The sequence below is a fragment of the Vagococcus sp. WN89Y genome (genome assembly GCF_052220145.1).
In the GTDB taxonomy this organism is placed as follows: Bacteria; Pseudomonadota; Gammaproteobacteria; order Enterobacterales; family Enterobacteriaceae; genus Kosakonia.
In genome coordinates, this window is record NZ_JBQPOM010000002.1 from 123304 (window position 1) to 148493 (window position 25190).

21 protein-coding genes, 1 tRNA gene and 1 pseudogene are annotated in these 25190 nt (G+C 45.2%); 14 read left to right on the plus strand and 9 right to left on the minus strand.

Annotated elements, in window-relative coordinates; translation table 11 throughout:
* Nucleotides 1-14: 14 nt before the first annotated feature.
* From acpS to ACTU3N_RS00765, 3 genes are read right to left on the minus strand one after another with little or no spacing between them, the layout of a single operon-like run.
* On the minus strand, nt 15-386 hold the full coding sequence (gene acpS / locus ACTU3N_RS00755) for a holo-ACP synthase (RefSeq protein WP_443084252.1): 372 nt from the start codon (nt 384-386) through the stop codon (nt 15-17).
* Nucleotides 387-401: 15 nt separating this feature from the next.
* Entirely contained in the window at nt 402-2051 is a 1650-nt protein-coding gene (locus ACTU3N_RS00760) for a ShlB/FhaC/HecB family hemolysin secretion/activation protein (protein WP_443084253.1), read from the minus strand.
* Nucleotides 2052-2105: 54 nt separating this feature from the next.
* Nucleotides 2106-4901, minus strand: coding sequence for a two-partner secretion domain-containing protein (locus ACTU3N_RS00765; RefSeq protein WP_443084254.1), 2796 nt, complete (start codon nt 4899-4901; stop codon nt 2106-2108).
* Between the two features lie 1302 nt (nt 4902-6203).
* Between ACTU3N_RS00765 and ecpA the strand changes: the two genes are divergently transcribed.
* The 7 genes from ecpA (at nt 6204) to ACTU3N_RS00800 (ending at nt 14003) form a co-directional block, all read left to right on the plus strand.
* Complete coding sequence (gene ecpA, locus ACTU3N_RS00770) at nt 6204-6794, plus strand: common pilus major fimbrillin subunit EcpA (RefSeq protein WP_443084255.1); 591 nt, start codon at nt 6204-6206, stop codon at nt 6792-6794.
* 55 nt (nt 6795-6849) lie between these two features.
* The gene (locus ACTU3N_RS00775; protein ID WP_443084256.1) at nt 6850-7518 is read left to right on the plus strand and encodes a hypothetical protein; all 669 of its coding nucleotides are present in this window, start codon (nt 6850-6852) and stop codon (nt 7516-7518) included.
* Nucleotides 7519-7553: 35 nt separating this feature from the next.
* Nucleotides 7554-10076: a CS1-pili formation C-terminal domain-containing protein gene (locus ACTU3N_RS00780; protein WP_443084257.1), complete on the plus strand. Its 2523-nt coding sequence runs from the start codon at nt 7554-7556 to the stop codon at nt 10074-10076.
* Complete coding sequence (gene ecpD / locus ACTU3N_RS00785) at nt 10066-11709, plus strand: fimbrial adhesin EcpD (protein ID WP_443084258.1); 1644 nt, start codon at nt 10066-10068, stop codon at nt 11707-11709. The genes ACTU3N_RS00780 and ecpD overlap by 11 nt, the downstream gene beginning before the upstream one ends.
* On the plus strand, nt 11699-12376 hold the full coding sequence (locus ACTU3N_RS00790) for a fimbria/pilus periplasmic chaperone (RefSeq protein ID WP_443084259.1): 678 nt from the start codon (nt 11699-11701) through the stop codon (nt 12374-12376). Before ecpD ends, ACTU3N_RS00790 begins: the two co-directional genes overlap by 11 nt.
* A 303-nt stretch (nt 12377-12679) precedes the next feature.
* Entirely contained in the window at nt 12680-13528 is an 849-nt protein-coding gene (locus ACTU3N_RS00795) for a winged helix-turn-helix domain-containing protein (protein ID WP_443084260.1), read from the plus strand.
* Nucleotides 13521-14003, plus strand: coding sequence for a hypothetical protein (locus ACTU3N_RS00800; protein WP_443084261.1), 483 nt, complete (start codon nt 13521-13523; stop codon nt 14001-14003). Before ACTU3N_RS00795 ends, ACTU3N_RS00800 begins: the two co-directional genes overlap by 8 nt.
* Nucleotides 14004-14068: 65 nt before the next feature.
* On the opposite strand, the gene ACTU3N_RS00805 is transcribed toward ACTU3N_RS00800, so the two are convergent.
* On the minus strand, nt 14069-14941 hold the full coding sequence (locus ACTU3N_RS00805) for a LysR family transcriptional regulator (RefSeq protein WP_443084262.1): 873 nt from the start codon (nt 14939-14941) through the stop codon (nt 14069-14071).
* Between the two features lie 744 nt (nt 14942-15685).
* Between ACTU3N_RS00805 and ACTU3N_RS00810 the strand changes: the two genes are divergently transcribed.
* Both ACTU3N_RS00810 and ACTU3N_RS00815 read left to right on the plus strand, forming a co-directional pair.
* The gene (locus ACTU3N_RS00810) at nt 15686-17116 is read left to right on the plus strand and encodes a carbohydrate-binding protein (RefSeq protein WP_443084263.1); all 1431 of its coding nucleotides are present in this window, start codon (nt 15686-15688) and stop codon (nt 17114-17116) included.
* A gap of 70 nt (nt 17117-17186) precedes the next feature.
* On the plus strand, nt 17187-18560 hold the full coding sequence (locus ACTU3N_RS00815) for a lytic polysaccharide monooxygenase (protein WP_443084264.1): 1374 nt from the start codon (nt 17187-17189) through the stop codon (nt 18558-18560).
* A gap of 84 nt (nt 18561-18644) precedes the next feature.
* Here ACTU3N_RS00815 and ACTU3N_RS00820 read toward each other — a convergent pair whose 3' ends face one another.
* From ACTU3N_RS00820 to ACTU3N_RS00835, 4 genes are all read right to left on the minus strand, one after another.
* Complete coding sequence (locus ACTU3N_RS00820) at nt 18645-18941, minus strand: hypothetical protein (protein ID WP_443084265.1); 297 nt, start codon at nt 18939-18941, stop codon at nt 18645-18647.
* Nucleotides 18942-19146: 205 nt separating this feature from the next.
* The gene (locus ACTU3N_RS00825; protein WP_443084266.1) at nt 19147-19437 is read right to left on the minus strand and encodes a hypothetical protein; all 291 of its coding nucleotides are present in this window, start codon (nt 19435-19437) and stop codon (nt 19147-19149) included.
* 231 nt (nt 19438-19668) lie between these two features.
* Nucleotides 19669-19756, minus strand: a tRNA-Ser gene (locus tag ACTU3N_RS00830).
* Between the two features lie 141 nt (nt 19757-19897).
* Nucleotides 19898-21523, minus strand: a complete 1626-nt coding sequence (locus ACTU3N_RS00835; protein ID WP_443084267.1) for an ABC transporter substrate-binding protein — start codon at nt 21521-21523, stop codon at nt 19898-19900.
* Between the two features lie 234 nt (nt 21524-21757).
* Between ACTU3N_RS00835 and yccA the strand changes: the two genes are divergently transcribed.
* Entirely contained in the window at nt 21758-22417 is a 660-nt protein-coding gene (yccA, locus tag ACTU3N_RS00840; RefSeq protein ID WP_443084268.1) for an FtsH protease modulator YccA, read from the plus strand.
* A gap of 87 nt (nt 22418-22504) precedes the next feature.
* On the plus strand, nt 22505-22834 hold the full coding sequence (gene tusE / locus ACTU3N_RS00845) for a sulfurtransferase TusE (RefSeq protein WP_443084269.1): 330 nt from the start codon (nt 22505-22507) through the stop codon (nt 22832-22834).
* Here tusE and yccX read toward each other — a convergent pair.
* The gene (gene yccX, locus ACTU3N_RS00850) at nt 22831-23112 is read right to left on the minus strand and encodes an acylphosphatase (protein ID WP_443084270.1); all 282 of its coding nucleotides are present in this window, start codon (nt 23110-23112) and stop codon (nt 22831-22833) included. The two genes, tusE and yccX, sit on opposite strands and share 4 nt — an antisense overlap.
* Nucleotides 23113-23204: 92 nt before the next feature.
* On the opposite strand from yccX, the gene rlmI reads away from it, so the two are divergent.
* The 3 genes and pseudogenes from rlmI to ACTU3N_RS00865 form a co-directional block, all read left to right on the plus strand.
* Nucleotides 23205-24395: a 23S rRNA (cytosine(1962)-C(5))-methyltransferase RlmI gene (gene rlmI / locus ACTU3N_RS00855; protein ID WP_443084271.1), complete on the plus strand. Its 1191-nt coding sequence runs from the start codon at nt 23205-23207 to the stop codon at nt 24393-24395.
* Nucleotides 24396-24454: 59 nt separating this feature from the next.
* A complete protein-coding gene (hspQ, locus tag ACTU3N_RS00860; RefSeq protein ID WP_443084272.1) occupies nt 24455-24772 on the plus strand; it encodes a heat shock protein HspQ in 318 nt (105 codons plus the stop codon).
* Nucleotides 24773-24883: 111 nt separating this feature from the next.
* Nucleotides 24884-25190: pseudogene (locus ACTU3N_RS00865) on the plus strand (IS4 family transposase); the annotation flags it as partial.

A 25190-nucleotide genomic window follows, 5' to 3' on the forward strand; every position in this document is an offset into this window, starting at 1 on the left:
ATATACACTGTCGGTTATGTGATAATTGTCACCGCAATAGCATGGGTGCGGCAATGAGAAATGCTCAGTGAAACTTGAGTTATATTATGTTCAGCAAATATTTCTTTTAATCGTCCAGTCAAATTAAAGGCGGGACGACCATATCGATCATGATAAACTTCAATATCATGGAACCTAATGCCATCGCGGAAACCATAACCAATCGCTTTTACCACCGACTCTTTTGCTGCCCAGAAACCAGAAGCGCGTTCAAAAACAGACACGGCAGCGTTGATTCTTATAATTTCTTGTGGCGTAAACACACGTTGCAGGAAGTCCATTTTCCAGTTAGAGACTGCCCGGCTTATACGTGCAATTTCAACGATATCTGTCCCCACACGAACCATTATTCCACCCTGGAATCAGAGCTGGTAACTAAAATTAAAATTCACCATCAATTTATCAACATCAAGATATTGCGGATAAATAACCGGCGCCGTTACTGAAAAATCATAAGCAAGATCCATAATTAACCCTTTGATACCCACAGCCATGCCCATTATTCGATTATGCGAATGTGACGCGAATGAGTATCCATCAACATAAGTTTGCCCATAATCAGTCCCAAGATATAACTCGATATCTTTGTATCCGGTAATGAATCCCAGAGTATTTCGTAAAAAGAACCCCCTATTACCGTCAAGCCCACTGCTGTTCTCAAAACCACGTACTGTCCAACGATTGCCTATGGCAAACTGATCCTGAATTGTTAAGGCATGTTTAGAATATTGTGTGCCAATATTAGCTTCATAATATATCGGATAAGGTACAAGAGTAATCCACTTCAGATAATGTGCATACAAGCTCCATATCTGACTTTGCGTATTAACATCACCAGATATCATATCCGGTGTTTTTTTTCCGCCTAATAACGTTAAAAAGCGTTGCCAGAGAAAAGTTGAATCAAATACACCATCCGTAATCTTTTCTTTATAATTCACCGCCAGGCGTATATTCCCCATATCACGTTTCTGTAGAGCCAGTTCAATATCGTCAAGCGTATAAGTCGACTTTCTTCTTAAAAACTCCGCGCTGCCCGTAACTTTTTTATTGCTGTCTCGATAAAGCGTACGGGAACCTTTAACACTCAAATACTTATTATTACCCGTATAGTTAAGATTTAAATCAGCGATATAGATAGGTTGCTGTGATTTACTCTGACTATAGAATAATTCGTACTCCCAGTATCCAATCGGCACACTATAATAAGCACTGAAGTTTTTATAATTTCGTGTAGCACTCGTTGTGCCAGCCAGATAAAAAATATCATTCAACTTTGTCACATTGTAGAGATAAGTAGTAGCGCTTAACAGCTGTCGCCCTGTGCTTTCATCACCCCAATTATTCCATGCGGTATGAAAATCCCATAAAGTTGTACGATTCGTATCTATTACAATATTACTATACCCCTGTCTTTCACCCGGTACAATATTTATTTTAACATTAACCCCTGGTGTTTTTTGAATATTCTCCAACCCTTGCTCAACATTTCTTATATTGAGTATATCCCCACGAGTAAAGGGTAATATCCAGCCATTAATCTCATGATTAGTGATAACGACATTTTCTATACGTCCGGGTATCACACGGAAAACTAATTGTTGCCTTAATAAATCCTGAGAGGGTGTTTCGACACGCGTCGTAATAAACCCTGCGTTTATGAAGTAATCCTGTATCAGAGCTGCAACTGCTTCAATACCCTGCACGCCAAGACATCGACCTTCTACTATTCGTTTCATATTGTCAGTAATGCTGTTATCGAGAAAATCATTTTCAATTACCAGTTTTTTTATCACATAACAGCGGTCTTCTTCAGGTAACTTCATGTCATCCGGATTTTTGTTTTCTGCACTTGAGAAAATATCTTTTTTCTTTATATTATTTTCGCGAAAAATATTTCTGTCGTTACGCTGCTGCTCTTTTATCAGTTGGTTTAGTTGCGTATCAGCAATAACTCTAAAACTCAAAAACAAAAATGTACTAATCATAAAAAATGGTGAGAATATTTTCATTAACTATCCTGGCCATGTCAAAGCAGCAGCAGAGCCGCTGCTTTTTTAACGTGATTAAAGCCCTATGATTCTACCGCTACTGTTAATTTTTTCGGCGTTTATCTGCAACCCATTTCTTCCGCCAAGAAGCGCATTTGCACCACTATTGGTAATTATTTTTGCACTCACCTCTGCTTTACCCTGGGTATAGATATTGCTGTAATTATAAATATTGCCTTGGGCATTTACCGTTAAATTATCAGTTGCAACAATATTCCCAAGATTTTTTATATCTTTTTTCACGTCAACGAGAGTTTCTTTACCTGAAATATTACCACCCGAAGCATTACTTATGCTATTTTCCGTCTTAACCGTTAACACGCTACCTGCTGCAATATCCCGATAATTCGTCAAGGTACCTTTTGTTGTTAACGTTAAATCACTTACGGAACTAATAGCATTATAATTAACAAGAGCACCATTGATATTAACTGATGAAGCTTCTTTACCACTGATCCAACCATAGTTAGTAAAATTACTGCCAATTTCTAACAGCATTTTCTTGTCGGACGCGATAACACCTGTCTCGTTATTATCGATAAGCGAACCTGAACTGCTGTTCTGCAAACTAGCTGTTGTAATGATCAGGTTTCCGCCACTATACAGCGTAGAGTAATTATTGCTTAATTTTTTAGCTTTGATGGTAGTGTCACTACCGGCGACCAATAGTGCACGATCGCTTGAAAGAGTTTCCTCTATATTCATCGTCAGCGTTCCGGCCTCTGAGATAATTCGACTATAATCGTTATCCAGATTTTTTGCCGTTATATCGACACTTGCGCGTGCGACTAACCCGCCTGGTTGGCCTGATATATTAAAATATTTCCCATAGACACTGCCAAAACTGTCGCCATGGCGATTATTAACATCCGCTGCGTTAATGGTAAGTTTTTTATCGGCAACCATCAGGCCATAACTGTTGTCCAGCGTCGACGTGGAAGAAATGTTTATATTTTGTCCTAATATCATTCCACCATTATTATTCAGACGGTTAACCTTCATTTCAATATCACCGTCTTCTGCGCGTATAGCACCGATATGATTATCGAAAGTTCCGGCTATATCAATATTGACACCCTTATCACCCATAACAAAACCCGCATAGGTACCATTATCAAATGAGTTAGCACTCACAGAAATCGTTCCGTCAGATAATATCGCCCCGCACGAATTATCGATAGCACCTCTACCAACCAGTGATATATGCTGACTGGCTGTAATTTTGCCCTGATTATTTTTAAGCGTGCCTGCGCTCAGTACAGATACATTTTGATTTGACGTGATCTGCCCATCGACGTTATAAAGCGTACCTTTACTTTCAAGATCAATATTGCCACTGGATGCCATTTTTCCCTTCTTGTTATCCAGTGTGTTAGCTTTTATACGAATACCACCTCCTCCCGCCAGAACACCAAGCGAATCAGAACTTATTGCATCCGCCGTTATGTTATTGCTGTTTGTGAAGGTACGGGCAGCAGCAATTTGTATATAGCCGTTTTTTGTACGCAACAAACCTTTGTTATTGTCGACATCGTTGTTGCTATCCAGCTCGATACTCTCATCCGCTTCGATAGCACCTTTAACATTATTTACAGTGGTGGCATATGCGCGCACATTTTGCCCGTATATCTGCCCTCCGTTGTTATTAAGCGTGCCAGTTTGCAGTGTAACGGTCTTCCCTTCCATGCCAACCGTCTCACCTTTTCCGGTATTGGTTAGCGTTTTATTATTGGTATTTATAGCAAGCTCACCGCCAGCAGCAACTCTGCCATTGATATTATCAAAAGCTCCACTTACCAATGAAATGTCCGTACCGGCAACGATTTCACCTGCCCGCGCATTGTTAATTGTATTTTTGTTTGTATCGATTGAGATGTTATCCAGACTGGCTATTTTTCCTGTAACATTATCCAGCGTGCCGTTTGTTTTAAGCTTAATAGCAGCAAGAGATTTCATTTCTCCATTGCTATTTATTAGCTTGCCATTGCTATCAATTTGAATTCCCTCAGCTCCTCCTGCAACAATACCTGCGTTGCGTACTCCAACACCATTTTCAGTACTAATCAGACTGATACGATTGGCGTACATTCCCCCGAGCTTTGAGACATCGACTCCATAGCTACTTTTGAGCCCCTGAGCTTTTACTTCGCCCATTATTTCTGTTTTCGTATTGACATAATTATTTCCGGCAACCACAGTAAGCTTGTCTGTATTAATTACGCCATTAACAACCACTGCCCTTGCCAGAATCTCAGTTGGTGAAGCACTCTGTAAACTCCCTAAGTTCACTTTACCACCATTAACGGAATAACCTTTCAGAATTCCGTTTTCAATATCGGGTTTACCCGTCGTTAGGGTAGATTTTTCGGTATTGATGAAACCGCCACTCTGCATCGTAATGCCATTTGGGTTTGCAATAATAAGATGGGCTTTATCTCCGGCTACTTCCATCATGCCATCCAGCGTACTCTGCTTTTTGGATATCACTTCATTCAAAATAACTTTTGCAGTGCCTGTTGCCAGATTTTTATTACCAGCGATGTTTCCGGCAAGCACCGTAGCAATATCTTTTTGACTGTTATTAAAGATCAGTCCGTTTCTATCCACATTAAAATCTTCATAAATATTATGCGATATGCCATTGCTATTAGCTGCATTGATATCTACTACTGCCACACCATTAACAATGGTCGTCACACCCTTATGTACAGCGATATTTTCTGCCTGAACCATAAACGGCAAGGATAGAAAAAAGGAGGTGGCTACCGGATTAAGCCTGATTAATCCATATTTTACTTGTCTGCTTTTCATTTTTACCTGCTAACGACCAGAGTTGTTATCACGCCAGGAGCTGCTGAGATGAGAATTTTCCATAGTCACCGGATAAATTTATCTCTTCAGGCCATCCACTGGCCACGTGTTAATGACCGTCAAATGCTTAAGTTCTACATAAACGTTTTCAACCTACGACCTGCCCCCTGATTAGGTACATTGTTGTTGATACGCTTCATACCGTATTCCACATACGACAGTAAGACATGTTTTGCGTATAAATAGACCATATTTACCTGCCAACGTTTGCATGCATGCCTTGTAAAACCGATTAGCGAATTTCTCAGTCAAGATATTTCACTAGCTTACAGGGCCTCTATATAGTGAAGTCTTAATGTCGAGTGTTACAGCTACCGCTAAAATTCCGGTTCAGTATTAACGACGGGACATGCAAAAAAAAGTGAATTGATCTTAAAACGCTTTGTAAGAATATTTATTGAAAAAACAGGGTGCATAAATTACCAAAAGCTTTTTTTCCAGCAGCTTAGGAGCGACTTACGTTTGTCACCCTTATCGGTCTGGCAAGAAGCTAAAACCATTAGCCTGGCATTATTAAATGATAATTGGTTGCGCATAACGATTAATCTTAATCGATTACATTCCGCACGTTAACAATATGTTAGTGTCTGCGAAGTTAACTTTCCCCTTCACTAATGCATTAGATTTACGCTCTCCTTAAAGGGGGTCAACCTGATCATCCGCTCTGTCCTGGCTGGAAACGTCTCTTAATGTAAGGCGCTTTATTTTCACACTCCACTTTAATAAAACATTCAGCTTCATATCTTACATCATCATTTTTTCGGAAAGATATTTCCTCCATAACAGACCTCATAGCAACATATCTTAAATAATCACATCTGCTGAAAAATTATTGTCACCCATATGTATATTAAACGTTAAATTCAAGCATTAACAAATTGAAAAGAAAGAAAAAAATAATTTAACATATCAAGAACATTCTTTATTTCATCTCGTTAGCATATTTTTTTACTAACTGACGTGCGTTACCGCTGGTAATCTCACTGCCGGAAAACAAGTTGTCAGAAATGTACACAAGGTATGACCTGTTATTTATAAAATTAACAGTGCCTTTGATATTAGCAGTGCACAGGCTCGTATTTACGTGCTATTTAGAAAATACTGTTATGCCTTTTTGCATTTTGACATTTTTATATGTAATACGTCAGAAGCTTGCGCGTATGTATTTTGCTGCGCTTACGCTTCCAGCATGGTATTAAACCAGGCTTAAGTATCCTATCTAATATTGTTAGGTGTATTATTATGAAAAGTAATGTGTTAGCTATTGCTTTACTCTCTTCATTAGGCATCGGTTCATCTCAAGCTGCCGGCATCGTTTCGCAAGCCGTCGCCACATGGTCTGCGGCTGCTAAAAAAGATACTACCAGTAAATTGGTGGTTACACCTTTAGGAAGCTTATCCTTCCAGTATGCGGAGGGTATTAAAGGTTTTAACTCGCAAAGGGGGTTATTTGATGTTGCTATCCAGGGGGACACGACGGCGACAGACTTTAAATTAACGTCGCGTCTGGTTACCAATACCTTGACTCAACATGATGGTTCCGGCTCCACACTAAATGTAGGCGTGGGATATAACGGAAAAGAGTTAACGACTTCCAGCGATGTTTCGATGATCGATACTGCCTCACATACCTACGGCGGTAATTTAAGTGCATTAAGCAATGGTTTTAACTCCAGTAGCCGAGTTACGGCGCAGGATGGTTTTACTTTCTCAATTATCAATGGCACAAGTGATGGTACTACGCCGATAACCGATTTGAGTAAGTTGCCGGAAGGTATCTGGAGCGGTGATGTCAGTGTTCAGTTCGATGCAACATGGACTACAACACCTTAAGTAATATTACAAAGCAGGAGGTTTTTTACGCTCCTGCTTATTCATTGGTATTTCCATGAAAAAATCAATTCTGGCAATAAGCTTTTTATTAAGCTCCATTGCGCCTGCGTATGCACTGGATGTTGGTGAAATTTCCTCGTTCATTTACAGCGATCAAGTCATGCTCAGTAAAGAAGTCAAAAACACGACTAAAATGGGGCGCCTGATTAATATCAAGGTAGAACGGATTTCCAATCCTCAGACTAGTGGGAGGTCAATCCCCATGGAGAGTAAGGATGAGATATTACTCTCACCTAATAGTTTATTATTACCTGCAAATAGTGCTGAAATTATTCGATTCTATTATCACGGACCGGAAGATGATAAAGAGAGATATTATCGTATATTCTGGACAGACCAGGCGCTAAGTACTTCTGAGTCAAACGATGCATTACGAAACGCGATTGCTACCGCCTCTGCACGTATTAGTACCATCCTGGTTGTTTCACCCCGTAAGGTAAATTATGACTATCAGTACGCGAATGGAAAAATCACAAATACCGGTAATGCAACCCTACGTGTCATTGCTTACGGTCCTTGCCTGAAACCGGTTAGTGGTGAGGAGTGTAAGGAAAATTATTATCTCATGCCCGGCACGGCCCGCGCCTTTACGCTGGTTGATGTCTCAAAACAAAATGGCAGAGTCGCCACATGGCAAGCGGATCATTTCCTTCCCGTTAAATAATGCCGTATGTCGTAAGTCATTATGGTGTGCGTATCGTGGAAAATAACATTTTAAAACTATTTGTTACATTTGGCGTAATTATATTTGCGGTTTCAGAAGATGCACATGCTAATACTCAGGTCGTTCATCAAATCGGTGGCGTAATTATCCCTGAAGCTTTTAGCAATGCGCTACGTGATAGTATGTCAATCCCCCTTTATTTACATTTAGACGGTTCAAATGAAACACAAAATCAGCAACGCATTGGTAGCGCATCTATTTTACTTGATGATACTAAGTTACGGGTTCATTTAATCAGACTGGAAGATAAAGAAGGCAACGCTTCATTAAATGAGCAAACACGAAATGAATTAACTGAATTGTCAAACACGCCCTTTGATAAAAACTTTAAAATATCCCTGACGCCAGATGCATGGCTGCAATTAAACTTTCGTCAACTGACATTGCACCTGGTTATCCGTCGGCAAGCCCTGACAACCGTTTTACGTCCGCGCGGCGAGGATATTGGCAAGTCCAGTGCAGATAGCCTGAGCAGCACGCTCAATTATAATATTGGCGCCTATAGTAACCGGATGCGCAATGGCGGCGGCAGCACGTCGAGCAGCTATCTTGCGCTCAATAACGTTACTGCTTTACGTGAACATCATGTCCTACTGGACGGCACCTTGTATAGCCTGGGCACCCCTGCTCAGCAAGCCGACATATATAAAGCGATGTACGAACGCGATTTTGCCGGTTATCGATTTGCCGGAGGAATGCTTGATTCATGGAATTTGCAGTCGCTCGGTCCAATTACCGCTATCTCTTCAGGACAGATTTATGGTGCATCCTGGGGGAATCAGGCAAATTCCACCGCATTTGATAACACCAACTCAGTCACCCCAGTCATTGTTTTTCTTCCGGCGGCCGGTGAGGTTCAGCTCCGTCGTGACGGTAAATTGCTGAGCGTACAAAACTTTGCCATGGGCAATCATGAAGTCGACACACGCAGCTTACCCTACGGTATTTATGATGTTTCCGTCGAAACCATCGTCAATGGCCGGGTCGTGAGTAATAACATTCAACGTATCAATAAGCTTTTTTCCCGCGAGCGAGGTGCCGGTATACCCCTTATCTGGCAGATCTGGGGGGGAGAAATGCATCTGGAAAGCTGGTCTCAAGAGAATGGTGATATCCACCCGGCGAAAAATACTGTACTGGCAGGTATTTCAGCAGCGGGTGGCATCCAGGCGCTGAACTGGGCGGCTTCAAGTTACCACTACAATGCAGTGACAGTCGGTGAGATGCATTTTTCCTGGCCGGTCTCGGAATATTTCAGTCTGAGTACGCAGAATATGGCCGCGACTGACCACTCCTGGAGTGCAATTAGCAGTCTCAGCGTCTCGCTCCCCGGCGGCTTCAGCTCCTTATGGTTAAGTCAGGAAAAAACCGTTTTTCATCCCAAAATACGCCGTAGCAGCGCCAATACCCGTGCAGTGGGTGCTTCGCTTAACCTGAATTTCTTATGGTCAAAACTCGGCACCCTCTCCGCCAATTTTAACGACGATCGCCGCCATAACACGCATTATTATACCGCTGATTATACGCAGTCACTTTTCAATGGAAAATATGGTTCGCTTGGGCTTCGTGCTGGTCTTCAACGCTATAACAGCGGTTATGATTACAGCGCAACGAATACGCAAAAATATATTGCGCTGGACTTTACTCTTCCTCTTGGCAACTGGTTTCGTGTCGGGATGACAAATCAGAACGGCTATACCATGGCGAACCTTTCTGCCCAAAAACAATTGAGTGACGGCATTATTCGTACCGTCGGCGCTGACCTTTCCCGCACGATAGCAGGAGATGCTGGTGACAATGAAACATTAAGCGGCGGCGTATGGACGAAGTACGACACGCGCTATTCATCCGGGACGTTAAATATTAATAGCGGGGCCGATGGCTACCTGAATGCCAACCTGACATCCAGCGGCAGTCTCGGCTGGGAGGGAAAAAACATCGGCGCCAGCGGCAGCAGTGAAGGAAATGCCGGGGTCATTTTCCGCACGGATGTTGAAGATGACGGCAGGCTTACCGCCAGGGTAAATGGGCGCGCATTTCCGCTGACAGGCAAACGGAACTATTTATCGCTTGAACCCTATAAGCACTATGAAGTTGAGATCCAGAATTATAAGGATTCCCTTGATAGTTACGACATTGCAAGTGGAAGAAAAAGCCATATTACGCTTTACCCTGGTAATGTGGTGCTAATAAGCCCGGAGGTTAAACAGATGATAACGGTTTCCGGGCGCATCCATGCCGAAGATGGCACGTTGATTACCAATGCTCGCATCAATAATCACATTGGCCGCGCCCGCACAGACGAACATGGTGAATTTGTCATGGATATTGATAAAAAGTTCCCGACTATAGATTTCACGGCCGAGAACAATAATAGTTGCGAAGTAAATTTGCAGGTCAGTCATGCGAGGGGGGCTGTCTGGGTCGGTGATATTGTTTGCCAGGGCCTGAAAACTTATGTCACCAGAATGCCTGCCGGAGCCCATCATGAAGGGTAAAAATGCTTTCCTGGTTTGCCTTATTCTCCTGGTTTTTATCCCACATGCTTTGCAGGCTGCAGTCAACAAAACGGTATATGGTGATGCGCCAACTCGCCAATATGTTTTCGTTGAAAACGATACAGATGACAATTTCTTTGTTACGCCCGGCGGGGAATTAAACCCCCGCTTAACAGGTTCAAATCGCTGGACAGGCCTGCAGTACACCGGCACAGGCAGTATCTATCAGGAAAGTCTTGGATATATCGACAATGGCTACAATATTCTTCTTAAAGATAACAGCAAGTTTGATATGTGGATGGAAAGCGGCCCGGTGACATATCCAATGCGAGGGTTACGCTGTATTAATTGGTACCCCGGATGCGATATCGCCACCAGCCTTATTCCTCCTGCCACCACCGATGAGCAAGGTTTTTATGGTGTCAGTACGGGTGTCGGCGGTAATAAATGGATGCACGGCATGCTGACAGACGCTTTTTATCAGTATATGAATACACTGCCTGTCGGAGGCAATTTTACCGTTATCCTTAATGGTTGCCAGACCAAAGAAAATTATAATGCCCAGGCCGGGCAACGTTGTAAGGATATGAACTCAGGCGAGTGGTATGTGCGTAAAGTTTCTTTTACCAAAGGCGCTCATATGAAGTTTTTCAATACCAATGCACTCTCTGAAGTATTTATAGACAGTAATGGTAAACCCACATTAGGTGAAGGCAATCAAGGGTGCGTGATTCAATTTATTGGCACGGAGAGTGGATTATCGTGCGGGATGATGAGTTACACGCTGAACCATAATGGTTTAAGCAATACCTCAATCCATGTTTTCCCTGCGCTTAACCATGCTGGTCTGGCAGCAGCGATAAAATCCGGTGATATGCAATTCAGTCTTGACGGAAAATCCTGGAAAAAAATGAGTGGCGTTTCTACTTATTATACCTTCAATGATATGAAAGGTGGCTATACCATGTTCCTTTTTCTTTCTAATAATTTTTTCAAGAAAATGGTCGATCTGGGCATAAGCGATAGTAATACGCGAGAATTATTTAATTTTCGCCTGAATAATACCACAACACCTGAATCAGGCTGGTACGAGTTTTCAACATCGAGGCAGCTTATCATTAAACCACAGGATTTTAGCGTCAGTATTGTCTCAACCGATTATACCCCCAACCCGCACCGTAGCGGTGAAGTGGGTCGCGAAGAACCGCCGCTTGATTTTGACTATATTGTTACCACCAGCGGCAAAACGGCAGCCGATGAAGTACTAATTAATGTTACCGGCCCAACCCAAACCATGAGTGGTCGTCCCTGGTGTATTTTTAGTTCTCCGGATGGTTTAACCCGTGTTCCCTTCCCTGGCTTATTAATCTTTACTACACAAAATAGTGTTAATAAGACACATGATGTTGGCTGCGACGGCCAGTGGCGTGATATGACCGATGCGCTATGGGTCAGTACGCCATGGTCTGATTCTAATGGCAACACAGGTCTGATGAATAAATCGACTGTCCGATTCTCAATTCCTATGGATTCTCCCGAATCGCTTAAAACCATCAATAATGCCAGCTGGTACGGCGAAGTCAGCGCATCCGGAGAAATTAACGTTAAGGCAACATGGCGCAATGTTCGATAAAAAGCTCATCTGGATCGTTTGCTGTCTGGTAGCCTTTTTTAGCGCACCCGCATCAGCAATTTATCTCGGCAATCTCACGTTCTCCATGCCCGCGAAAAGTAGCATGGTAACCCGTTATGTGGTGAACAATAATAAAGAGGCCCGGGTTTACCGGGTCATGTTGCGATCGATTGATAAGCCAGGAGAAGATGAGGTTAATATGCGACCGAAGGATGGTGAAATTCTCTACTCACCGCGACAAATAACGCTCCAGCCAGGCGAAGGGGATTTTTTTAAATTCCATTATCATGGTCCCGAGGATGATAAAGAGCGTTATTATCGCGTCTACTTCCAGGAAATTCCCGCGCAAAATCGCACGACTCATCGTGCAGAAAACAGCGCCGTAAGCATGATGCCTGTTATTGTTATGCAAACTATTCTTGTCGTTCGCCCGCGCAAGATTAATTTCCGCTGGGAGTACGATAAGATGGGGAGCGTAATTAAGAATACGGGTAATACATGGTTTAAATTACTGCTTAAACCGCACTGCGATGCCACAGAAGAGGAAAGTGATGCGTGGTATATGCGGCCTGGAGATGTGTTACGTCAGGACAGTGTCCGGCAGGCTGAAAATATTTTCATAATATATAATGAAAAATTTATAAAAGTTACCAATACATGCATTTAATCTCTTAATTGTTGATAAATACGGGCTGCTTTTAATCCCATGTAAGCTTCAGCTTAAGCGTACAAACCATCAAAACAGTGACCTTCGGTGCTGAATTTAATCCGTATCGCGCAATGCAAAACCAGGCTTGTTAATAATAAGGCAATTAATCATTCACAATAATTTTTTACGACTGCCGGGTGGTTTCATGTAAAAAGAATGGTAATTAACTCACTGATATGTTGAAATAAATAACTGAGCTGTATTCATACTGGAATTTGCACGACTAAAAGGAACATAGCCGCTGGCTGCGTCGTAATAGATATGCAATGGAATATCAACGATAACATTGAATTCAGACCGGACGAGAAAAAACTGATTTCAGTGAATAACCCTGAAATAAACGTCACGCTCACGACTCCTGCCAGTCGGTGCCTTCTTCTGTTACTTGAGGCCTCTCCCGATATCGTGCTTCAACAGGATTTTTTCAAAAAGGTCTGGGAAGAAGAAGGAATGCTTGTGCCCACCAATACACTTTATCAGAACATTTCAATTGTTCGTCGGGGATTGCGCGCTGTTGGTGAAACAGACCGACGCTTGATCTCAACCATTCCAAGAAAAGGATTTCAGATTGATAGTAGCGTTAAGATAGCAAAAAAATCAGACGCTGAAGCAAAACAGAGCGCGGCAGAGGTTGAAACCGGCCATATCGAAAAGGAAACATTATTTCTTGAATCCGGTGCTCCTCCTGTAGCATTTCCCGCATTGACGGAAGTGTTTAAAGCGCCAGCGAAAGATCAAGCGTATCACCGAGGATGGTGTTTGCCACTGCTGGTTATTTTTATCGCCTTTACCACCGGCGCATTTGCAACCTGGTTTTTATGGCATATCGATGATACGCCTGCTTTTTTTAATAATTATACTCTCGCAGAATCCGATAATGGTTGCTATTTCTACGTCAAGGATGACAGTCACGATAACAAAAGCAACTACCTAAGATATAAAACATTAATTAAAAATTCGGGTTTGAATTGCAAAAGCTATCCATGGATTTATATGCCAACGTCCAAAACCTTCCCTACTCTGGCAGCAATAATTTGCCGCCATAAATACACAATCGCATCAGCACCAGGATGTATTACACTCTATTTCAGGGGAGCCAACAGTGACTAAAACCAAAATCATTTACCTTGCTTTTGTGTTTCTTGTTACTGGCGCTGCGGCAACATACTTAAGCCTGACGCTCTCTTCCAGACGGCAGTATACGGGTGAGTGTACTGCGTCTGTCGTTGTTTTTTACAAAGACATCCGTGCAAACATGACTTTTGACTTTATGTACAATGAAAAAAAACAGACAGGCGTTATTTCTATTAGCGGTAATTATTCACAAAATAACCATTTTCAGGGAACCATCCGTCGGGATGTGTCCTATGTATGGACGGAGAATAAAGATACCTACAACTTTATTTCCACTCGTGTTAATAAATTCGAAAATATCGAAACCGTGCCAGATGAACTTATCGCGATGGTTTTACCCGATTTTTATGTCTACCCGGACAAGCGCATAAATTATACTATTCAAACGCAAGGAGAAAGCGGCTTTTTATTTTTAATTGGCAAACGCCCTCTTTTTTATTGCGCCCGTTAACCCCTCAATAAATTATTTCCTTGCTGGCGTGAAAATAACTAAGTTTTGCGCCAGCAAGGTTAGGCTTAAAGTAACTCCAGAAATCGTGAAATAATAGCCGAGCGATCAAATTTGCGCCATACCAGTGCCACTGAGGTATTCAGCTTCGCATCACTTATACGATGGTAAGTCAATTCCGGGTGATTGAAACACAGCATTGACTCCGGCAACACTGTAAAGCCAAACCCGCCCTGCACCATGCTAATTGCCGAACGAATCTGCGGTGCAGCTTGATTATTTTCCACATTAATTCCAGCGTTTTTACACACCTGACAGATCAATTTATGAAGACCTGGCGCCTCTTCCTCCGGGAACAGAATGAAAGGTGTATCAATAATATCAGAAAGTTTGATTTTATCTTTCATCGCAAGGGCATGAGATGAATGCAGCGCAACGCCCATTGCTTCTTCACCGATCACATGAAAATTAAAGTTTTCATCTTCTTCAACTGGCAAACGTATAAAAGCCGCATCCAGTTTTTCACTTTCTAAATCATTCAATAATGTTGCCGTATTATCTTCCTTTAAGCGTAAACTTACATCCGGATAGTTATATTTATAGTTACGCAATGATGGAAATACTTTTGAGAAAAATACAACTGAGCTGTCTATTCCTAAAGAAAATATGCCATTTACGCCCCGTGCAATACCTTTTGCCTTAATTAATGCGCTATCCGCAAGATTGAGTATCACGCATGCATCTTTATAAAATACCTTACCTGCTTCGGTTAATTCCACACCCCGACCTGAGCGATTAAATAACTTTGTCCCCACCTCTTTTTCCAGCCGCTGAATCTGCTGACTTAGCGGTGGCTGAGACATACCCAGCGCTTCGGCTGCATGGGTAAAATGCCCGGTGCGTGCTATCGTAACGAAATAACGTAGATAACGTAACTCCATGACTTATCTCCTTAAGAAATTAAGTTAGCTTCTCATATTCAGCACTGAATATTTCAGCCTTCCGTCACAGCAAAACCTTTTTAATTTCTTAAATAAAACTCACCCGGCAAATAAATTTTATCCACGAAAACACCATTTATAAACAGAGCGGCAAATCCATGAATTAAAAAAGCGCATGTAAAAAATACCTCACCTCCCTTTAGATTAAAATAAAAACAATGAATATCAATTATTTTATCTTTGTAAAATTGATTTTATTTTTTATTTTATATTTTTTTGCTATCACAAATCCGTGTTTTTTATATTGGTTTACAGATGTTTCATTGTCAATGAAACCCGATGAGCTTTAGGAAGTTTCAGGTTATTCATGCATTACACTACAGGAATGAATATTCCATTTTTATTTCTGATGTTAAATATGTTTACCACCTGATTACGCTCAACATTTTAGCAATATGAAGATCAGGTGTAATCATTACCGATATGTATAAGGAGGGGCGTTTGTTTTGCATTAAATAACAAAGGCAAAGGGTATTCTTATCTACTTTTTCTGTATTTTATAAAAAGCGAGGCATGATAAAAATCAATAATTTAATTGGTTTTGATAACCATAAAATACGGCAACCACAAAGTTTATAGCCAGTTTAACGCTATTTACTGAGTGCAAAAGTAAAAAACCATTTCTATTCATAGTCCTGGTGGATAGTGAATCCGGCTATGTTTAGCTAAATAAGGAATATAGCTATGTTACAACCTGAAGTGCTCGCATCACTGAAAAGCACAAAAAATGATAGCGCATCTGCTTTTATCGCGTTGCCTGAGAAAATCGTTCTCGGCTACTGGCCGAATGAGCCTAATACTATTGGTTATAAAGGAGGACAGGCTACTACGCTTGATTTGAAAGATGCACCTGAAGGATACAATGTGGTTGCGGTCGCCTTTATGAAAGGTGCAGGTGTTCCGGGTTTCACGCCGCATCGCTGGACACCAGAAGCGTTTCGGGCGCAAGTGGGTGAACTGAATGCCCAGGGGCGGCCGGTCTTGCTCTCACTTGGCGGCGCAGATGCGCATATTGAATTAGCCCTCGGGCAGGAAGAAGCCCTGGCATATGAAATTATTCGCCTTGTTGAGACTTATGGCTTTGACGGTTTTGATATTGATCTCGAACAGTCAGCCATCCTCGCCGGGGATAATCCCACGGTCATCCCAGCTGCGCTGAAAATGGTGAAAGAGCACTACGCCAGTGAAGGTAAACACTTCATTATTTCTCTGGCTCCCGAATTTCCACATCTGCGCGAGGGTGCAAGCTATCAGGCCTATATTCAGGGCCTGGAAGGTTACTACGACCTTATTACTCCGCAATATTACAACCAGGGAGGGGATGGTGTCTGGATTGAAGAAATCAGTCGCTGGATAACGCAAAACGACGAGGAGAATAAAGAGGATTTTCTTTATTATCTTACGGATAGTCTTATTCATGGTACCCGCTCTTATATTCAAATTCCGGCACAAAAATTAGCCATTGGTCTTCCGGCGAATGTCGATGCGGCTAATTCTGGCTATGTTGCCGACCCGGCAGATGTTTTTAACGCGCTGCAACGGCTGGACGCAGCAGGAACACCTGTCAGAGGGATAATGAGCTGGGCGATAGACTGGGATAATAGCGTCAATAAAGACGGGGTTCCGTATGACTGGGAGTTTATCAAACGCTATGCCCACATAGGTAATGACGGAGATAACGGCCAGCACCCAACGAAACCCTCTGCGCCGGCAAGCCTGCGATCGCCTGCACAGACGGAAAACAGCATCACGCTAAGCTGGAATGCGTCAACCGGGGACAACCCCGTCGTCGCCTATACGCTTTACCGTAACAATAGCGACATCGGGAAAACAGCCTCGTTAACTTACACCGACACCGGCCTGAACGCAGGCCAGCAATATGCTTACCGGGTCGTTGCGATTGATAGCGCCGGTAATGTCTCAGACAGTAGTACTTCTCTTTTTGTCTCCACACCAGACCCTGTTGTTCTCACCCCCGCCTGGGTTGTGAATACATGGTATGTGGATGGCGATGTCATCAGCTACGCCGGTAAAAACTGGCGCTGCGTGATGCAACATACCTCTAATCAATACTGGACGCCGGATATTGCTGCAAGCCTTTGGGAAGCGGTGTGATAAGTCAGTTTCTGACCCATACCGCAACCTTATTTATTGTTTCTGTTAAAAGAAACACAGGAGAATAAAAATGACACGCACAACAACGAAAACCCGAGTCAGCCGCAGCGCATCGCCACGCCACGGGCACGTTTTTCAGCCGGCATCGCGCGCTTATTTTGCCTGGCTGGATGCCAGACTGGATCCCGGCGCACTCAATCAACTTGAGTCGGGGAAATTTTTTCCGGCAATCGAGGCGGGTCTGCGCGACCCGCTTGCACCCACTGATGAGACCAATAACAGACCACCTGCTGACGGGCAACTTGCCAGCGGGGGTAACGCGGCGGCGCTGTTTCTCGACGAGCCACGCACAGACTGGAAAAAGCATGCAGTCAAAGCAGGTACAACTTTTCCCGTCTCCTGGGACTATAGCGCGCGCCATGTAACACGCCGCTGGAAATATTTCATGACCCGTACCGACTGGCAGCCAGACAAGCCATTGTCCCGGTCACAGTTTGAAGAATTGCCGTTTTATCAGGTAGAACTTTCCGAGCAGCCCCATTGGTTGTACACCGAAGCGCTGATGCCGCCAAAACCGACTGAGCATGAGCTTATCTTGCCCATTCGCACCGGTTATCATGTGCTGCTGGCAATCTGGGAGGTTGCCAATACCGGTAATGCCTTCTATCAGATACTTGATCTGGATTTTATTGACGATGATGATGGTAACCCTGTTACGCCTCCTGGCAGCCCGCGTAACTTACGACTCGATACAGTCGATGAAAATGGCGTCAGTTTCTCGTGGATTGCTGCAACAGCGGGTTCCTGGCCCATCGCACACCATAAACTCTACCGGGATGGTGTCGTGATTGCGTTGATAGAGGCCGGGGAGAATCAATACATGGATCGCAGCGTTCTTCCCGCGATCAGGTACTCCTACTCTGTCACCGGTGTCGATGCAAAAGGAAACGAGTCCAAACCCAGCCCGACACTTAGCGTCGTGACATCCTCAAGCAGTGGTTCAGAAGGTAACCCACCTACCGCACCGATTGATCTGCACAGCATTGAAATCACACCTTATAGCGTCACGCTGACATGGCTACCTTCAGTAGGAAGCAATGGCGTCAGTCATTATATAATTTACCGTGATGGTATTGAGATCGGCCGAACCTCCGCACCGGATCTGGTTTTTATTGATAGTGGTCTTGTTCCTTCGACACGCTATCGCTACTTTGTTGCCGCGCTCGATTACACCGGTAAACTCTCCGTTCCGGGTAATGTGCTCGCTGCAACCACCAGCAGTCAAAACAGTGACGGCGAGGATCCTGAATGGGCGGTGAACAGTGTGTATAACGTGGGCGATAAAGTGATTTATAAAGGTAAGATATATATATGTCTGCAAAGACATACTTCGCAATATGACTGGACACCGGAAGGCACGTTGAGCCTCTGGCTACCCGTATAGCGCAGAGAAACGGCGCCGCGGTTGATATTATTCCGTGACCGTTCACGTAAGGGGTTTCCGTCAGGGGAACCCCTTTTCTCTCACTTAGCCGCTATTTTGTCTTCGCCATTGCGCCACCATTTCTGCGGTGACTTCATCTTTATAACAAATGGGAGAGTAGCCGCCCGCCTTACTCCAGGCGCTACGCCGCCCACAGCTGCTGCCATTTCTGGCTCGGTTATAGGGGCATGCACAAACGCCCGGATAACTGGCTATCGATTCCTCAATGATTTTTTGTTTTACCTGATCGGTTGTGAGACTGCCGCTTTGTGCAACAGCGCTACCAGCGAAAAGCGTACCGATCGCTATCAACACCGTGAACCACATCCTTTTGAAACACATGTTTAATGACTCCGCATTACATGAAACCATAAAAAGATAGCCCGAACGCGCGGATTTTCCATTACGGCTGCGTTAAAAACGCAGCGCCCGCGCAATAGGGTGAAAACCGGTGTTGAAAACGCAGTGCATACGTTTGAGAGCGATAAAAAGCCCCGCGATTGCGGGGCCGGTTGGCAGGCATTATCCATGCCGCAAAGCTGTCGGCTCAATCGAGCTTGTTTCGGTGATCCTGGCAGCAGGATTGCACATACCATTCGAAAGAATTTGCCAGCTCAGACTGCGCGCCAGAAGAGTGATGCTCTTCCTGATAGCCAGCCCTGGTAATTTTAAATTCATCAATCTGAACGATATGTTTAGGATCAGCGATTCCCTGGGTTTGCTCATCAAATACTTTCACCAGATAATCATCGCCCTGCAGACGAATTAACTCATATTTCACCATGCGCTGATTTTTTGCGCCTGACAGATAATAAGTTCTGATGTCCTGATAGATCATAGTTCCGTCCTTTTCAGCATTTGGAGCCTCAACGATAGGCCCATGCGCGCGCGCCCGTCTTGATTTTTAGCGGCATTTTTCGCCCATGCTGGGGTTATTTTGTCACGAAATTTTACGTCTCGATTTGGCAAAGCTGAGGGATGCTGCGCCGCTTTGACCGTCTGGCAGCATAAGGAGAGTGTCAAATGCACAAAAAGAAAAACCCCAGCCAAATGACTGGGGTTTCATAGATGGCGGAAGCGCAGAGATTCGAACTCTGGGACCCTTTCGAGTCGCCGGTTTTCAAGACCGGTGCCTTCAACCGCTCGGCCACACTTCCGGAATGAGGCGCACTATAAACATCCCCGGGTCTCCTGTAAAGCCCGGGAATGTTTATTTGCCTGAAAAATCACCAAAATCGAATTATTCGGCTGAAATGACAGCATAATGCGTATTTATTCAGCATATCTCTGCGTCAGGCTCAATGTTTTTTAATATACATATCTTTGGTGTAGAAATTGTCGAGGTCATCCGGGGCGAAGCCGCCTACCCAGGGTTTCACCAGGTGGGTGCGCACATAGTGATACACCGGGATCGCCGGTACATCCTGGGCAAGCAAATCTTCTGCTTGCTGATAATACTTACCGCGCGCGGCCAAATCCTTTGCTTTCGCCGCATTAATCAAAGCTTCATCATAAGCAGGATTGCTGTACTTGCTGGTATTCTCGCTATCCCCGGTGCGGAAATTATTTAAAAACGATGAGGCATCATCATAATCCGCTATCCAGGCATAGCGCACCGCGTCAAAGTTGCCGTTATGCATGGTATCAAGCATCGTTTTCCACTCCTGGTTCTGCAATTTGGCTTCGACACCCAGATTTTTCTTCCACATGGAGCTGGCGGCAATGGCGATACGTTGATGCGTCTCCATCGTGTTATAGAGCAAATTAAAACTCAGCGGATGGCTGTCGTTATATCCGGCCTCATTTAACAATCTTTTCGCTTCTGCGAGGCGTTTTTCTCGCGGCCATGAAGCATATTCCGGCGAGTTAAGCTTCACGCCGCCAATTTCCGGCTGGCTGATTACCCAGGCTGCACGCTGCCCCTGCGCCATTACTTTTTCGGCGATTATATCTTTATCGAGCGCCATATTGAGCGCACGGCGAATCCGGGGGTCGTTAAACGGCGGTTTAGTGGTATTGAACTCATAGTAATAGGTCGCCAGCTGCGGCAGCACGCTAACTTCAGCGCCCATGGTTTTCTTTAACTGCGCAAACTGATTGACAGGAATGGTGCTGGTGATATCAATTTCACCGGCCTTGTAGCGGTTAACATCCGCTGTTTCGGAGCTAATTGGCAGGTAGGTGACTTTATTGATGACCGTCTCTTTATCGTTCCAGTAGCGCGGATTACGCTCGGCAACGATTCGTTCATTCACCACCCACTGCGTAATTTTATAGGGGCCGCTGGTCACAATATGCTCAGGCTTCGTCCATTTATCACCAAAGCGTTTAATCAGCACCGGATCGACCGGCACCATTGATGTGTGTGCAAGCATCGGCAGAAAAGCGGCATTCGGCTGCGTGAGCGTCACTTCAAGCGTTGCATCATCCAGCGCCTTCACGCCCAGCGTGTCGGGGGATTTTTTGCCCTGGGCAATCTCTGTTGCGTTAACGATATGCATATTACCCGGAAAGCTGGCGTAAGGTGACCCCGTTTGAGTATCGACCAGACGCTGCCAGCTCCAGACGATATCTTTTGCCGTGATTGCCGTTCCGTCGGACCAGGTAATGCCGGGGCGTAAATGGAGGATCCATACGGTGTTGTCTTTATTTTCCCACTTTTCTGCCAGCCGCGGTTCGATTGAGCCATCATTTCTGACCGATACAAGACGTTCAAAAATATCGCTGATGATCGCCGACTCAACATTGCTCTCCACTTTGTGCGGGTCCAGCGATGCCGGCTCGCTGCCATTATTGCGTACCAGTTCCTGTTTTTCTGCAAGTTCAGTCCCCGCCGGTACCGAGGCAGCAAATGCGCCGCTACAGGCACAAAAAATACTGGCGGCAACCAGAGAAAGAGCAATGTGCTTACGTGTTGTTTTCATATCCCTCGCCTTAATGTTTATGTTTATTAACGCCACTACACTCTTAGCGCTCAAATTAATACCGGGCAATGAATTTCAATGAGATATAAGACAGCAATATGGATTCACCTCACATTTATCCCGTTACGCTGTCATTAAGCGCCGTAATGAGTAAAGATGGGTAAAACAACTTTGTCATGGCGCTGGATTTTTTTAGACTCCATCATTAATTACATCTGTCATAGAGAGTGACTCATGGATCGTATTATTACTTCCTCGCGTGACCGCACTTCCCTGCTGAGCACGCACAAGGTTTTACGCAATACCTATTTTCTGTTAAGCCTGACGCTGGCTTTTTCTGCGATCACTGCAACGGCCAGCACCGTACTGATGCTGCCGTCGCCGGGCCTGATCTTAACGCTGGTCGGCATGTACGGTCTGATGTTCCTGACCTATAAACTGGCAAACAAACCCACCGGCATTCTGGCGGCGTTCGCTTTTACCGGCTTTCTGGGTTATATCCTGGGGCCAATGCTGAATATGTATCTGTCGGCAGGCATGGGCGATTTGATCGCGCTGTCGCTTGGCGGTACAGCGCTGGTGTTCTTCTGCTGCTCTGCTTATGTGTTAACAACGCGCAAAGACATGTCTTTCCTTGGCGGTATGCTGATGGCAGGCGTCGTTGTGGTGTTAATAGGCATGGTGGCCAACATCTTCCTGCAGCTGCCGGCACTGCACCTGGCAATCAGCGCGGTATTTATCCTTATCTCTTCCGGCGCAATATTATTTGAAACCAGCAATATCATTCACGGCGGTGAAACGAACTATATTCGTGCCACAGTTAGCCTTTATGTCTCGCTGTATAATATCTTTGTCAGCCTGCTGAGCATTCTGGGCTTCGCCAGCAGAGATTAATCAAAACATGTGTTGCCAGGCCCCGCTTATGCGGGGCTTTGTTTTTTGCTACACTGCTGCGGTCGTTGATTGATTCGTGAAAATGTTATGTTGATCTTTGAAGGCCAGGAAATAGAGACGGATAGCGAAGGCTATCTGAAAGATACCTCGCTGTGGAACGAAGCGCTGGCGCAGGTTATTGCAGAAAAAGAGAGCATTGCCCTTTCGCCGGAACACTGGGAAGTGGTGCGCTTTGTACGCGAGTTCTATCTGGAATTTAATACCTCGCCCGCCATTCGCATGCTGGTAAAAGCCATGGCAAATAAATTTGGCGAGGAGAAAGGTAACAGCCGTTATCTTTACCGCTTGTTCCCGAAAGGCCCGGCAAAGCAGGCGACGAAAATCGCCGGCCTGCCAAAACCGGTGAAGTGCATTTAGTAACGAATGCCGAAGTCGTGCCATGTTTTAGCGGGTTGATGCGGCTCACTCAGCACCCGCTCAACCCGCGCACTGCGCGGCCCGCCAGCTTCCAGCCACGCTAACAGCTGTTCAACCTTTTGCGCCTCCCCGCAGGCCAGCACCTCGACGCTGCCATCCTCAAGGTTACGGGCATACCCCGTTAGCCCCAGCCGCTGCGCCTCACGCTGCGTGCTGTAACGAAATCCGACTCCCTGTACCATTCCATGTACCCAGGCGATTTTACATATCTCGGCCATCTTCATCCCCCTTTCAGTGCGGGCGCGTTGCATTTACCCGACGAACCCGTGACAATAGCGCCCATTTTCTTCAGTTTACAGAATAGCCGAATATGAGTGTACGTTTAGTGTTAGCCAAAGGGCGCGAGAAATCACTGCTGCGCCGCCACCCCTGGGTTTTCTCCGGCGCCGTTGCGCGCATGGAAGGTAAAGCCAGCACCGGTGAAACCGTTGATATCGTCGATAGCCAGGGTAAATGGCTGGCGCGGGGCGCACTGTCCCCGGCATCGCAAATTCGTGCCCGCGTATGGACATTTAACAAAGAAGAGAGCATCGATATCGCCTTCTTCACGCGCCGCTTGCAGCAAGCGCAACAGTGGCGCGACTGGCTGGCTCAGCGCGACGGGCTGGACAGCTATCGCCTGATTGCCGGTGAATCAGACGGTTTGCCTGGCGTAACGATTGACCGCTTCGGCAATTTCCTTGTGCTGCAACTCTTGAGCGCAGGCGCAGAATACCAGCGCCCGGCGCTTCTTTCTGCTCTGCAATCTCTCTATCCGCACTGTGCCATCTACGATCGTAGCGATGTGGCGGTGCGTAAAAAAGAGGGCCTTGAGCTGACACAGGGGCCGGTTTGTGGCGAGCTGCCGCCGCCGCTGCTGCCTATCGAAGAAAATGGTATGAAACTGTACGTTGATATTCAGGGCGGGCATAAAACAGGCTATTACCTCGATCAGCGAGACAGCCGCCTGGCAACACGCCGCTACGTGGCGGATAAGCGCGTACTCAACTGTTTCTCGTACACCGGCGGGTTTGCGGTCTCGGCATTAATGGGCGGCTGCCGCCAGGTGGTCAGCGTTGATACCTCACAAGAAGCGCTGGATGTGGCCAAACAGAACGTGGCGCTCAATCAGCTCGATCTCAGCAAAGCTGAATTTGTTCGCGATGATGTGTTTAAACTGCTGCGTAAATACCGCGACCAGGGCGAGACTTTCGATGTCATCGTGATGGACCCGCCGAAATTTGTCGAAAACAAGAGCCAGCTGATGGGCGCATGCCGTGGTTATAAAGATATCAATATGCTGGCCATCCAGTTGCTCAACCCTGGTGGAATCTTGCTTACATTCTCCTGTTCAGGTTTGATGACAACCGATTTATTTCAGAAAATCATCGCTGATGCAGCAATTGATGCTGGTCGTGATGTACAATTTATAGAGCAGTTCCGTCAGGCCGCCGATCATCCGGTGATCGCTACCTACCCGGAAGGGCTGTATCTGAAAGGGTTTGCCTGTCGCGTCATGTAACTTGAATTTCGGCACTTTGACCACACATTAGTGTTATGCAAAGTTCCTGGGAGGTGACAATGATTGCCAGCAAATACGGAATCGGCCAGCAGGTTCGCCACTCTCTGCTGGGCTACCTGGGCGTAGTGGTTGATATCGACCCCGAATATTCTCTTGATGAACCGTCAGCCGATGAACTGGCGGTGAATGACGAATTGCGTGCGCTGCCCTGGTACCACGTGGTCATGGAGGATGATGACGGTCAGCCCGTCCATACCTATCTGGCCGAAGCGCAGTTGACCAGCGAAGTGACGGATTTCCACCCGGAACAGCCTTCGATGGACGAACTGGCGCGCACCATCCGTAAGCAGCTCCAGGCGCCGCGTCTGCGTAACTGATTGTATCCCGCTTCGGCGCTGAGGGATCCCCAGTAATGAGCGGGTAAAAAAAGACAGGCATAGAGTTTTGTGATCTACTGATTGTGCGACCAATTCAGGGAGATCACCTCTATGCCTGCTTACCGAGTATGTCAGAAATTTTTCCGCGATGCTTTATCTCCGTTTCACAAATACCGACAAAATGCCCTGCTGTATGCCACTGTTGCCTTAATCAATGGCGCATCACTGACACTGACCAGCATCGGGCGTTATTTACCCGGCTCTGCTCAGGTTAAAAATAAAATCAAGCGCGTTGATCGCCTGCTCGGTAATGACGCTCTTCATCGCGATATCCCGCTGATTTTCAGAAATATTATTACCATGCTGACAAGTCAGCTATCCCTGTGTGTCCTCGCTGTTGACTGGAGCGGATATCCAT